The organism is Martinezella lusitana (genome assembly GCF_010668395.1).
In the GTDB taxonomy this organism is placed as follows: domain Bacteria; phylum Pseudomonadota; class Alphaproteobacteria; order Rhizobiales; family Rhizobiaceae; genus Rhizobium; species Rhizobium lusitanum_A.
Window position 1 is genome coordinate 1 of the sequence record NZ_WUEY01000013.1, and the last position, 12,418, is coordinate 12,418.

The 12,418-nt window shown below is 61.1% G+C and carries 11 protein-coding genes; 4 read left to right on the forward strand and 7 right to left on the reverse strand.

Annotation, left to right across the window (positions count from 1 at the left end; all coding sequences use genetic code 11):
- Positions 1–216 precede the first annotated feature (216 nt).
- Complete coding sequence (locus tag GR212_RS23770) at positions 217–2,271, reverse strand: bifunctional aldolase/short-chain dehydrogenase (protein WP_163990161.1); 2,055 nt, start codon at positions 2,269–2,271, stop codon at positions 217–219.
- Between the two features lie 57 nt (positions 2,272–2,328).
- Entirely contained in the window at positions 2,329–3,309 is a 981-nt protein-coding gene (locus tag GR212_RS23775) for a sugar-binding transcriptional regulator (protein ID WP_163990163.1), read from the reverse strand.
- A gap of 358 nt (positions 3,310–3,667) precedes the next feature.
- Here GR212_RS23775 and GR212_RS23780 point away from each other — a divergent pair, with 358 nt between their 5' ends.
- Both GR212_RS23780 and GR212_RS23785 read left to right on the forward strand, forming a co-directional pair.
- Complete coding sequence (locus GR212_RS23780) at positions 3,668–4,162, forward strand: MarR family winged helix-turn-helix transcriptional regulator (protein ID WP_163990164.1); 495 nt, start codon at positions 3,668–3,670, stop codon at positions 4,160–4,162.
- Complete coding sequence (locus GR212_RS23785) at positions 4,159–4,842, forward strand: GNAT family N-acetyltransferase (RefSeq protein ID WP_163990166.1); 684 nt, start codon at positions 4,159–4,161, stop codon at positions 4,840–4,842. The genes GR212_RS23780 and GR212_RS23785 overlap by 4 nt, the downstream gene beginning before the upstream one ends.
- 27 nt (positions 4,843–4,869) lie before the next feature.
- Here GR212_RS23785 and GR212_RS23790 read toward each other — a convergent pair whose 3' ends face one another.
- The 5 genes from GR212_RS23790 to GR212_RS23810 form a co-directional block, all read right to left on the reverse strand.
- Positions 4,870–5,496: a LysE family translocator gene (locus tag GR212_RS23790; protein ID WP_163990167.1), complete on the reverse strand. Its 627-nt coding sequence runs from the start codon at positions 5,494–5,496 to the stop codon at positions 4,870–4,872.
- 219 nt (positions 5,497–5,715) lie between these two features.
- Complete coding sequence (locus GR212_RS23795; RefSeq protein ID WP_163990169.1) at positions 5,716–6,768, reverse strand: ABC transporter ATP-binding protein; 1,053 nt, start codon at positions 6,766–6,768, stop codon at positions 5,716–5,718.
- A gap of 18 nt (positions 6,769–6,786) precedes the next feature.
- Positions 6,787–7,671 (reverse strand): carbohydrate ABC transporter permease, encoded by an 885-nt coding sequence (locus tag GR212_RS23800; protein WP_204326730.1) that lies wholly within the window; start codon positions 7,669–7,671, stop codon positions 6,787–6,789.
- Positions 7,668–8,570: a carbohydrate ABC transporter permease gene (locus GR212_RS23805; protein WP_163990171.1), complete on the reverse strand. Its 903-nt coding sequence runs from the start codon at positions 8,568–8,570 to the stop codon at positions 7,668–7,670. The genes GR212_RS23800 and GR212_RS23805 overlap by 4 nt, the downstream gene beginning before the upstream one ends.
- Before the next feature lie 92 nt (positions 8,571–8,662).
- A complete protein-coding gene (locus GR212_RS23810; RefSeq protein ID WP_163990173.1) occupies positions 8,663–10,003 on the reverse strand; it encodes an ABC transporter substrate-binding protein in 1,341 nt (446 codons plus the stop codon).
- A gap of 233 nt (positions 10,004–10,236) precedes the next feature.
- Here GR212_RS23810 and GR212_RS23815 point away from each other — a divergent pair, with 233 nt between their 5' ends.
- Together GR212_RS23815 and GR212_RS23820 are read left to right on the forward strand one after the other, a co-directional pair.
- The gene (locus GR212_RS23815) at positions 10,237–11,259 is read left to right on the forward strand and encodes a LacI family DNA-binding transcriptional regulator (protein ID WP_163990175.1); all 1,023 of its coding nucleotides are present in this window, start codon (positions 10,237–10,239) and stop codon (positions 11,257–11,259) included.
- A gap of 115 nt (positions 11,260–11,374) precedes the next feature.
- Positions 11,375–12,403: a hydroxyacid dehydrogenase gene (locus GR212_RS23820; protein ID WP_246725922.1), complete on the forward strand. Its 1,029-nt coding sequence runs from the start codon at positions 11,375–11,377 to the stop codon at positions 12,401–12,403.
- Positions 12,404–12,418: the final 15 nt, after the last annotated feature.

Consider the following 12,418-nt stretch of genomic DNA (forward strand, 5'->3'; position numbering starts at 1 on the left):
GAAAAGGCCGACAAAGCTTCCGACTTTGCCGACCTCTTTAATCGTAGCTACTAAGCACTAACAAAACCACTTCTAGTGGTTCAAGCGCAGCGTTTCAAACCTCCACCTTTGGTGGAGGTCATGACTTTGTTGTCCGGCGGCAACGGCCTCCTCGGACATGCCGGTAAAAAAATTGCCCCGGATAGGGGCAATTTTCCTTGCGAGATCAGCGTGGCCTCAGCGCAGCGCGGCCGCGATATTGCCGCCATCGACGGTGGTCACATCCGCCGTCGTTCTTTCGGCCAGGGCGTGGTGTACGAAAGCGCGGGCGACGTCGTCGGCCGTGACCTCCAGGCCGAGAAGATTGCCGCCCATATATTCGGAAATCGAGACGCCGCGTGCCGCCGCACGGTTGGCGATCATCTCGTCATTGAGCAGGCCCGATCGGATGCGGTCGGCGTTGACGGCATTGACCCGGATCCGGTCGGCGCCATGCTCCAATGCGTACTGGCGGGAAAGGAAAAGGGTTGCGGCTTTCGGAAGGCCATACGCGCCGAATTTCGCACCCGGATTGACCGCCTGTTTGGAGGCATTGAAGAGCAGGACTCCGCCGGTTCCCTGCGCCTTCATGATGCGCACCGCATTTTGGGCCACGCTCTGGTGGGCAAAGAAGTTCAGCTCGAAGCTCCGGCGCAGCAGCGCGTCGTCCATCGTTGCGATGGGGCTTTCCCAGGCGGCACCCGCATTCGAGACGACGATATCGACACCGCCGAAGGTGGCAATGGCGGCATCGAAGGCGGCGCGGACCGAGGCCGGGTCGGTAATGTCGCAAGCAACGCCTATCGAATTGTTCCGGGCAGACTTGGCGACCGCCTTCGCCTTCTCGCCATCGAGATCGACCACGACCGCATGGGCGCCCTCGGATGCAAATGCCCTGACGATCGCTGCGCCGATGGCGCCGCCGCCGCCGGTCACCAGCACGACCTGACCGGTGAAGGGTTTGGGTTTTGCCCCGGCGAGCTTCGCCTGTTCCAGCGACCAGTATTCGAGGTCGAACAGATCGGGCCGGCTGACCGGCTCGAACCGCCCGATCGATTCCGCATCGCGCGCAGCCTCGATCCACATCTCGCCGACATCGGCGGCGATTGCCGCATCCTTATAGGTGCGGCCGTGGCCGTACATGCCAAGGCCTGGAACCAGGGTGAGCCGCGGCATCGGATCGAGCATGACGCGCTTGACGTCGTCGCGGGCGTCGTTGCTGCGGAAATATTCGGTGTAATCGGCGGCAAAGGCGGCAACACGCTCGTCGATGATGCCGCGATAACCGGTCAGATCGCCCCTTGTCGGCGCGGGCAGCACCATCGGTCCGGTCTTGATGCGTATGGAAAGATCGGGCGTCGAAACGCCGCGGGAGGCCATGTCGGCGACTTCAGCGGCGCTGACGAATTCGAGGATGGCCGGCGAGGTGCGGAACACGCTGACCATGCGGTCGAAACGACCTTCGCCCCTATCGACGGCAACGGCGCCGCGCAGCATCGGCGCGATGTCACCGGGGCTGGCGAGATCGCCAGGCAGGACGGCGGCCGAAAAGGGATGGCGGCCGTTCCGCTTCACATGGTCTTCCGCCAGCGTCACGTAGTGGATCATCCGGTCGTAGGATTCCTTCGCCGTCTCGCCGAAGGTGAAGATGCCGTGCTTGTCGAGGATCAGTCCGTCGACCGTCGGATCCTGTTCGAACACCTCGGCTGCTGCCTTGGCAAGGGCAAATCCCGGCATGATATACGGCACGAATCCCATCTTCCTGCCGAAGAGTTCCATGCACATGTCCCGGCTTCTCGCCTGATCGGCGATGGCAAGGATGGCTGTCGAATGGGTGTGATCGACGAATTTGTGCGGAAGAAAAGCATGCAAAAGCGCCTCGACGGACGGATTCGGTGCGGCGGGATCGATGAGGTTGGCCCGCAACAAAGTCACCATGTCCTCGTCCGACAGCTTCGCGAGCTTCCGGCTCTTCAGGAGCGCGTCGATCCGCACGGCTGGCAAGCCCGGTGGCTCGATCACGCCCATGTCCCAGCCACTGCCTTTGACACAAAGGACGGCATGGGTGTCGCCGACGAGATCCGTCATCTCCGTCTTTACGGAGGTATTGCCGCCCCCGTGCAGCACGAGCCGCGGCTCGCCTCCCAAAAGACGGGTCGTATAGGTGCGTAACGCAAGATCGCGATTGACGCCTTTGGCCAAATAGTCGGCCACGACTTTTTCCGCGACATCCGCGCGCCAGAGATTTTCCATTGTTGTTTGCCTCCCGATGATTTGGCCCTTCCCGTCCCGGCGGGCCATGTGACAGGCTCAGGTCTTGCCCGAGCTGTTCTTGTCGAGCCCTTCTTTGCTCCAGCGATCCAGAACACGCCGCGCCATCGATGCCGTGACAATGAGGTGCGAGGCGAAACCGCCCTTCAATGCGGCAATCAGGGACTCGAACTTGTTGTCTTCCTGCACGACGAGCATCCGCTTCCTGATCGCGCGGATGGAAGCGAGATCGGCGGACATGCAGCGCCGGTTATGCGCGCAATCCATCCATTGGCCATCGCGGTCGATGAGCTGTCCGGCGATGACGCCGGCCGCGCCCTTGTCGCCCATGGCGTGCATTTCCTCTGCCGAGAGGGCGCCGCATTTGACAAGATGGCTGTCTTCCTCGATGCCGCCCACCGAATAGAGCGCGAGCTGGCAATCGGAAATGGTCGCGAGCTGCTCGCGGATGACCGGCTCGGCGCGCAGTTCGTCGGCCAGCCGTTCCGACGAGAGAACGAGGGGAGCATAAAGATTGATGCCTTCAGCGTTGAGCCGCCGGGCGATTTCCGTCGTGCATTGGTCGGGGCGATAGGAATAGGGCGCACCCAGATTGCCGCAGAGCTGAACCACGGTCACGCCGCGCAGGTCCGCAAAGGGCATGACGTCGGCGATGTGATAGACGGTGCGGCCCCAGGCCACTCCGATCCGGTCGCCCTTGTTGATGAGTTCGAGGAACACCGAGGCTGCGACGACCGGCATCTCCGCAGCGGGATCCATGGCCTGCCGGTCTTCGGGCACGATCCAGGCCGTCGTCAGGCCGGTCGCGTCCTCCAGCTCCCGGGCAAGAACGTCGTCCGAGAAAAGCTCTGACGACGTGGTGATCGTGACAATACCCATCTCGCGCGCCCGGCGCAGATACATGGCAATCGATGCGCGCGAAATTTCCAGGCGCTGGGCAACTTCGTCCTGCCGCAGGCCGTGTGTATAATAGAGCCAGGCGGCCTTGTGGATGATTTGGTCGTTGGAGCGGATCGGCATGCTGCTCTCTCAAGATGGGTTGTTCTGACATAATTCATCATCGCTGACAAAAGTCAATGTGCCTGCATGACATAGCGATAGATGACTTGGCTCGATCAGCAAACCATCCGGCAGCGCGAGACCGACATGCGTCGGGTCCATTGTCCAGGCGCGCGAAAATCCAGCGCGGGTGTCAATGGTGGGGCGGCCTATGGCCTTGCTGCGGTGGCGGGGATGCGGGCATGCGCAACGATGGTGCCGCTGGGGTCGCGACCATCCTGAGTCGAATTCCAATACTTGCAACGCGGGGGCAATTCTGTTGACCTCAATTGCATAAGGATTTATATAACTAGTTATGTAACTGATTGGGAGGCCTCGCTTGGTTGAAGATATCGTGAGATCGCTGGGCTTCCTCTGTCTCGGCAGCCGGTTTCGCCGTATCGGCGAGCGCCTGCAGGCAGACACGCAGCAGATCATCGAAGAGCTTGGCGTCACGCTGCAGGCCGCCCAGTATCCGTTTCTCGCCGCCATCGACCGCGCTGGTCCTCTGACGATTGGCGAACTTGCCCAGGCGGTCGGCATTACCCAGCCGGGCGCAACGCGTACCGTCTCTCAGCTTCTGGAGCTGGGATATGTCGATATGCAGGCGTCGGCCGAAGACCAGCGGCGGCGCTTGATATCGCTGGCCCCAAAGGGGCAGGAGCTTGTCGACTATTCGAAGCGATCGGTCTGGCCGCGGATAGAGCAGGCGGTCCGCGAGCTCTGTGGCGAGCTTTCCGGCCCGATGCTGGAACAACTGGCCGCAATCGAAGACGGGCTCGCCGAAGCGCCGCTTGCGCGCCGCGCCAACATTGGAAAGGAAAAGACGTCGTGAACCATATTCTCGACCGCCCGGTCTGGAACGCACTTCGTACTGCCCATGCCTCATTGGCGGAGGGCAGCGAACGTGCCCGCCGCTATCCGCCTTCGATCGTGCCTTTTGCGGCTACCGCCGACAACTCGGCCGAGAGCCTTGAAGCCCTGGCAGAGCTACCCGTGGGAGAGGATGTCATGGCGATCGTCGAGGCCGCCCCTATCACCGTTTCCCAAGGATTGATGGTGCTCTCAAGCGCCAGCCTCGTGCAGATGATGGCCGGGCACCCTTTCGAGCGAGTGTCGGACAGCAGGATCGAACTGCTGACGGAAGCCGATGCCGAAGATATGCTGGCCCTCGCCACGCTGACGAAACCCGGCCCGTTCACGCTGCGCGCCCAAAGCCTCGGCACCTTCTGGGGTGTGAAAATGGAAGGGCGCCTCGTCGCCATGGCCGGCCAGAGGATGCGGCAGCCTGGGTTTGCCGAGCTCAGCGGCCTTTGTACCCATCCGGATTTTCAGGGACGGGGCCTTGGCTCTCTGCTCTTTCGCTTCGTGGCAGGCGAGATTTCGGCACGCGACGAAACGGCCTACCTGCACGCCTATGCGGCAAATAAGCCTGCCATTGCGCTGTATGAAGCGATGGGTTTTCGCCTGCGCTCGGACATGAACCTTTGTGTCGTCAAACGGCAGTCGGCCTGATCTTCAACCGGCTGCCGCAAACCCGTATCACTGCTGCTGCAGGGCAAGCCTCAAGCCCAGGGCCATATAGATCGTACCGATGAACTTTCCCTGCCATCGGCCGATGGTGCGGTTGCGGCGCAGCCAGCCGCCGATCGATCCGGCTCCGATCGCCAGAAGCGAGGTTACGCCAATGCTGAGGGCGACGAAGATGGCTCCGAGCAGCGCGAACTGCGCGATGACGGACCCGCTTTCCGGATGGATGAACTGCGGCAGGAAGGCGAGGAAGAACAGGGCCGTCTTCGGGTTGAGTATCTCGGTAAAAAACCCCTGCCGAAAGGCGCGCATGGGTGTGATGGCCTGCGCGGTCGGCACGTCGATGCTGCCGCTTTTCTCGAAGAAAGCCTTGAAGCCGAGATAGATCAGATAGATGACGCCGGCATATTTGACGATCTCGAAGGCGAGCGCAGATGTGGCGAGGAGCGCCGACAACCCGAAGGTCGCCATCATCGTATGGAAAAGATCGCCGGTGGCGATACCGAGGCCGGTCGCCAGCCCGGTGCGCCTGCCGCCGCTGATTGCCCTGGCCAGGGTTAGCAGCGTCGCAGGCCCGGGAATGGCCATCAACCCAAGCACCACCAATATGTAAGTCGTCAAAACACCAAGGCTGACCATCGATCCCTCTGAGGTTGGGCTCTGTCGCAAGGTCCCGGTGGCCCGGAAACCTTGCATCCGTCACGTCATTGCTAGCTGGCTTGAAGACTAGTCAATTTGAGCATCGATGCAACAATCACTTTGGGTTCTATGCCTTGAGCATCGGAGCTTCGCTGCCGGCCGACCGGCGAACCGGCTACCCTGGCTGAGCGCTGAACAGGAAACAGGCTCGGAGTGGCCTCAGGCAATGGACCGGGCATCCCTATCGAACAGGTGCAGCTGCTCGCTGTCGAGAGCGAGGCTGACCGGCTGTCCAACGTGGAGATGGACGTTGCCGGGCAGGCGAACCGTCGTCAGCTGGCCGCCATCATGGGCGACATAGGCGTAGGTGTCCGATCCCAGGCGCTCGACGACATCGATCCTGCCTTCGAGATGACCCTGACCCGGCTCCCGCACGGCGATATGTTCCGGGCGGGCGCCAAGCTTGGCGGTGTCCGAAGGCGCGGAGGGCCGCGCCAGCACGCCGCCGGAGGCAATTTTCAGCCCTTCCGCGACCGGTGCAACATCGTAGACATTCATCTTCGGCGAGCCGAGAAACTGTGCGACGAAGAGGTTGGCGGGCTTTTCGTAGAGCTCGATCGGCGAGCCGATCTGCTGGATCGCGCCGTCCTTGAGCACGACGATCTTGTCGGCAAGCGTCATCGCTTCGACCTGGTCGTGGGTGACATAGATCATCGTCGCGCCGAGGCGCTGGTGCAGTCTGGCGATTTCGATGCGCATTTCCGCACGCAGGGCGGCATCGAGATTGGACAGGGGCTCGTCGAAGAGAAACGCTACCGGATCGCGGACGATGGCGCGGCCGATCGCCACGCGCTGGCGCTGCCCGCCGGACAGTTCTTTCGGCTTGCGGTCGAGATAGTTCTCCAGCCGCAGGGATGCCGCCGCGGCCTGGACGCGTCGTTCGATTTCGGCGCGGGGCGTGCGGGCAACCTCCAGGCCGAAAGCCATGTTGGCGCGCACCGTCTTGTGCGGATAAAGGGCATAGGACTGGAAGACCATGGACAAGGCCCGATCGGCTGGGCCGAGATCGGTCACATCCTCGCCGCCGATCAGGATTTGGCCGGAGGTGACTTCCTCCAGACCGGCGACGAGGCGCAGCAGCGTTGATTTACCGCTGCCGGATGGACCGACGAAAACGACGAACTCGCCGTCCTCGATCCGCAGGTCGAGCCCGCGGATGATGTCCAATGCACCGAAGGATTTTCTGACATTCTTTAGTTCGATAACGGCCATGTCGGTTTCTCCGCAGTTTCAAGCCTTGACGCCGCCGGCACCGAGGCCGCCTTGCCAGAAACGCTGCATGACGATGAATGCTATGATGACGGGAACGATGCTGATCAGCGCACCCGCCAATACGAGGGTAAAGAGCGCGGCACCGCCGCCGGAGCCGACCGTGGCCGTCGCATACCATTGCGCGAGGCCGACGGTGACCGGGAAATACTCGGCCGAACTCAAGACGACCAGAGGCAGGAAGTAGTTGTTCCAGGTCGCGACGAAAGACAGGATGAGCACGGTGGCAAAGCCCGGCATGAGCAGTCGCAAAGCCAGCGAGAAAAAGATGTGCAACTCGCCGGCGCCATCGACGCGGCCGGCATCGATCAGCTCGTTCGGTATGGCGTCGTCGGCATAGACGCGCATCAGGAAGACGCCGGGCGGATAGACCAGTGACGGCAGGATGACGGCCCAGGGCGTGTTCACGATGCCAACTTTCGACATCAGCAGGAACAGCGGTACCACAAGCGCTGTCTGCGGGATCATGACGGCGCCGAGAATGACCGCGAAGATCAGCCGCTTGCCGGTGAAATCGTACTTCGCAAGCGCATATCCGGCCATCGTGGAAAACAGGGCGGCACCGATACCGGAGGTCGTTGCATAGATGATGGTGTTGAGCAGCCAGCGGGCAAAAATGCCACCCTGGAAGCTGAAGACCTGTCCTATATTCTCAAACAACCTGAAATCGCTTGCGAACCAGAGGCCGAAGGTCGTGAACAGATCGTTGTTCGATTTCGATGCCGATACGAGAACATAGAAGAGAGGCAATGCCGTATAGAGCCATATAACCAGCAGGATTGCCGACAGCATCCAGCGGTTACGACGGAACGAGGGGGAGCGCTTCGACTTGCCGACGATGGTCATGCGTTGCCCCTGCGGTTGACGAGCAGCATGAAAGCGTAGGAAATCACGGCTGTCACTGCACCAAGAACGAAAGACATGGCGGCGGAATAGTTATACTGCTGGTTGGCGAAGGCGAGCGTATAGGCATAGTAGTTCGGCGTATAGGAATTGGTGATGCTGAGCGGCGCGAGATTGCGCAACAGATAGGGCTCCGAGAATAATTGGAGCGAGCCGATGATGGAAAAAATGATCGTAACGATGACCATGGGCGCAATCAGCGGCAGCTTGACACGCAGCGCATAGGTGAAGCTGCTGGCCCCATCCATGGATGCAGCCTCTTCCAGATCCATCGGGATAGCCTGGAGCGCGGCGTAATAGATGATCATCTGATAGCCGGTATATTCCCAGTTGGCGATGTTGGCGATCGATGGAAGAATTGTATTCGGCCCAAGGAAGTTCGGGGCCGGAAGACCGAGCGCATTGGCGAGCTGCGTAAAGGGACCGAAGGCCGGGCCGTAGAGATAGCCCCAGATGAGCGTGGCGATGACGGCAGGCACTGCATAAGGCAGAAACAGGCTGATGCGGAAGAAGCTCTTGGCATAGACCGTGCCGCTGTCGAGGATGAGCGCGATGAGCAGCGCGATAGCCACCATTCCGGGGATCTGGATGACGGCAAACTTCAGAAGCACGACGACGCCCTGCCAGAATTTCGGATCGCCCAGCGCACGCACGAAGTTATCCGCGCCGACGAACTTGGTGCCGGCGACCACGGTCGTCTTGTAGACCGCGAGATTGAGCGCATAGAGCATCGGCGCAATCAGGAAGGCGATGAACAGCAGTGCGAAAGGTGCGAGAAAGAGAAGAGGCGCCAGTCTCTTGCCTACGCGGCGGCGGCGTTTGCGGCTGATAGGACCGGCCATTAGCTTTGTCTCCGGCTGCGAAATGTACCCGCGCCGAAGCGCGGGTCATGCGAAAAGGGCGTGCGGGGGCCTGCAGCCCGCACGCCGATGATTCAACCGTTGGAAACGGTGTAGCCCTGATCGGAGCAGTAGGCGCTGACGCCTGCCTGCAGGCGGTCGAAGGCATCGCCGAGCGATCCCTTGCCGCCGATCGAGGCGGAAAGCTCCTGCTGGACCTGGCCGGCGAGATAGTCCTGGAACGGTGCGTACTGGAACGAGGAGTCGACGTGCTTGGCGGCCTCGACAAAGACCTCGTTGACGGCCTGGCCGCCGTACAGATCGTATTTGTGGTTGATCAGCTCGGGATCCGAGACCAGTTCCTTGAGGACGGGGAAGAGGAACTGTTTGGTATTCCAGAGCCGTGCCGCCTGCGGATCGGCACCGAGGAACATGGCAAGCTGGGTTGCCTCCTTCGGGTGCTTCGAGGTGTTGAACACCGCGAATGTGGAGCCGCCGAGGTTCGCGGACACATATTTTCCTTCGTCCCACTGCGGCAGCGGTGCCGCCCGCCAGTGACCATTGCTCTTCTTGGCGAACTGCGGAATGAATACAGCGCCCCAGGCACCGGTCATCCAGGAAGCATACGTTCCTTCGTCAAGACCGGTGAACCAGTCGGTGGTCCAGACGGGGGTTTTGACGCCGACGGCTTTCGCGTCGATCAGGTCCTGCCAGTAGGCGGCCCATTTCTTGGCGACGGCGTCGTTGAGGTTGAGCTTGAGATCGGTGCCCTTGAGCTCGAACGGCTTCCAGCCGGCCTGCGCCAGAAGCGCGATGACCCAGCCGCCGTCGGCGGTGCCACCGAAATTGGTGAGGAAGGTATCCGGCGATGCCTTGCTGAGTGCCTTCGAGCTTTCGGCAAAGGCGGCCCAGGTCTTCGGCACTTCGATCTTGTGCTGTTCCAGCACATCGGCGCGGTAGAGAATGCCCATCGGGCCGGAATCCCACGGGATGCCGTATACGGCGTTGCCGTCGGAGGCGGATGCCCAGGTCCAGTCTATGAACTTGTCCTTGACGTCGTTGGCGCCGTACTGCCCCATGTCGAGCAATGCCTGCAGCTGCCGGAAGCCCGGAATATTGGTGAATTCGACCTGGCCGACGTCAGGCAGGCCCGTGCCCGCCTGGATCGCATTGCGCAGCTTGACGTATTCGTCCGGTCCCTGGCCTGCATTCTCCAGCTTGACGCTGATATGCGGAAAAGCCTTGGTGAACAAATCGATCTCGGCCTGCGTGTTGGGCGTCCAGGCCCACATCGTCAGCTCGACCTTTTCCTGAGCGACGGCCGCTGTGCCGATGCCCGAAAATGCGGCCGCAGCAGCGCCCGCGCCGGCGGCCTGCAGCAATTGGCGCCGGCTCAAGGCTATCAGGCCGCTGTCTCTTTTTATGTCGTTGGTCATTGCATGTCCTCCCACATCTGACGAAAGCACTCCCTTGGAAACCGGTTCTTTCGTGATGAGCTGCAATTCATCACGCGCAATTTGCATTGTCAATTGCGCAATTTGCGAGATTATGCAAAATCTGTCGCAATTTTCGTGTATTCGGCGGTGATAGAGCCGTTGATATCGGCGCGCAGGGATGGATTTCTCACAGGAATCCCATGATTATCAGGGAAATCTGAAGGGTAGGGAATTTGACTCGTTCACCTAAGTCCAACGCAAATCAGCTCGAAATTGCCAAGGCGGCGGGCGTTTCGGTCAGTACCGTTTCCCGCGCGCTATCGGACGCTCGCGGCATCAGCGACGAGCGGCGTACGCAAATTCGAAAAATTGCGGAGGATGCCGGCTATTTCGGCCGTAACCGGGGCGCCGCCGAGCCGACCAAGCATTTGCGCGCCTATGTGACGGGCAGCCTTGCCACCGGCGGCTTGGCTCCCTTCTATGAGGCCGTGATCGGCGGCTTGCGCGACAATGCGCGCGACGCCGGCTTCAGCCTCTCGGTCCGCATGGTGGACGAAACGTCGCTCGGTCCGGAGCGCATGGTTCGCGACCAGGAAAAGGAGGAGGCCAACGTGACGATTTTCGTCGGCATCGATCTGGCTGACAATCTTGCCGACTATTTTCTGAACGGTAGCCAACGCGCGATTCTGGTGAACGGCTATGATCCCGAAATGCGTTTCGATTGCGTCGCGCCGAACAATTTCTACGGCGCGCGCATGGCAGGCCGAGCCCTGCTTCTGGCCGGACACAGAAAACTTCTTTATATTCATGATCATACGCGGTGGACGACGACGCAGCGCCGTCGTGGGTTTTACGCCGCCCTCGAAGATTTCCCCGATGCATCCTGCACTGCGATCGGCGTTGCCAACGGTGTCGATGCCGCCTTGCTTGCGGAGGTGGAGCGCCGCACGAAGGACGAGGTGGGTTGGACTGGCGTCTTTTGCGCCAACGACATGGCCGCGTTCCGGCTGATGAATGCGCTGGAGACCGCGGGTCTCGGCGTGCCCGGCGAAATTTCGGTGATCGGCTTCGACGATCTTCCCTATGCCGCGATGATGCATCCGAGATTGACGACAATGCGGGTCAATTGCTTCGAGATGGCGCATCAGGCCATTCTGCTTGCCCAGCGCCGTAGTGCAGAGCCCGGCGCCATGCCGGTCCAGCTCGAATGCGCCGTTACACTGCAGTCGGGAGCAACGATTGCGCAAATTGCGTAAATTTTCGGGACGTGCGTAATCTTGTTGCGTGATTTGCGTTTATGTGCGATCTCTCGCGGGAATGGCATCGATGCCATTCAGCATTTGCGGACAGCGTTCCGCCAGGAGTTCGTTGTTGTCATCGCCCCCAGTTACTAGGCCTCTGAGGCTCAGCTTCGCTTTCGGCCCGCTCGGCATCGACAAGCTGTTTTCCATGAAGGATCAGAAGCGGCTCGAGAGCCACTGCAGCATCATCTCCCGGGAGCCGCTGCTCGAGTTTGAAAGCAGGGCTGCGCAGGCCCAGCTTGCCGATACGGACATATTGATCACCGGCTGGGGCTCTCCGTCCATCGATGTGGCGGCATTGGAAGCGGCCCCTTCACTCAAACTTGTTGCGCATGCCGCGGGATCGGTAAAGCATCTGATCGGGCCGGCCGTCTTCGAACGGAAGATCGAGGTAACGAATGCGGCAGCCGCCAACGCCATTCCGGTGGCGGAGTTTGCATTGGCCGCCATCCTCTTCGCCAACAAGGACGTCCTGCGCTTCCAGCGGCTTTATGCGCAGCAGCGACGCCCCCTGGAGATGCACCAATCCTTCGATGGCGATAGCGGCAGCTGGCACAAGAAGGTCGGCATTGTCGGCGCCTCGCGGATCGGTCGCCGCGTCCTCGATCTCCTGAGGTCGCACGATATGGACATCCTGCTTTTCGATCCGCTGGTGAGCATTGCGGAGGCCAGGCAGTTGGGCGCGGATCTGGTCTCCCTGCCGGAGTTGATGGAAGGGTGCCAGACGGTCTCCCTGCATGCGCCTTTGCTGCCGACGACGCGGCACATGATCGACGCCGGCATGCTCGCCCGCATGCGCGACGGTGCGACGCTGATCAATACCGCGCGCGGCGGCCTGATCGATCAGGCCGCGCTGGAGGCCGAGCTGGTGAGCGGCCGGCTTTCCGCCTTTCTCGACGTTACGGAGCCGGAGACCCTGCCGGAGACTTCGCCGCTTTACGATCTGCCGAACGTCGTTCTGACGCCGCATATTGCCGGCGCGATCGGCAACGAGCGCCAACGTCTCGGCCGGCTCGTCGTCGACGAGATTGAACGATTTGTCGCTGGCAAGCCGTTGCAACACGGACTGACTTTGGAAAGCCTGCACCATCAGGCCTGAGCTGCCGGATAGTGC

Excerpts from the sequence above, each read along its gene's own strand:
- GR212_RS23775 (WP_163990163.1), bottom strand. The coding sequence starts at position 3,309 with ATGCCGATCCGCTCCAACGACCAAATCATCCACAAGGCCGCCTGGCTC.
- GR212_RS23795 (WP_163990169.1), bottom strand. The coding sequence starts at position 6,768 with ATGGCCGTTATCGAACTAAAGAATGTCAGAAAATCCTTCGGTGCATTG.
- GR212_RS23770 (WP_163990161.1), bottom strand. The coding sequence starts at position 2,271 with ATGGAAAATCTCTGGCGCGCGGATGTCGCGGAAAAAGTCGTGGCCGAC.
- GR212_RS23805 (WP_163990171.1), bottom strand. The coding sequence starts at position 8,570 with ATGGCCGGTCCTATCAGCCGCAAACGCCGCCGCCGCGTAGGCAAGAGA.
- GR212_RS23810 (WP_163990173.1), bottom strand. The coding sequence starts at position 10,003 with ATGACCAACGACATAAAAAGAGACAGCGGCCTGATAGCCTTGAGCCGG.
- GR212_RS23790 (WP_163990167.1), bottom strand. The coding sequence starts at position 5,496 with ATGGTCAGCCTTGGTGTTTTGACGACTTACATATTGGTGGTGCTTGGG.
- GR212_RS23800 (WP_204326730.1), bottom strand. The coding sequence starts at position 7,671 with ATGACCATCGTCGGCAAGTCGAAGCGCTCCCCCTCGTTCCGTCGTAAC.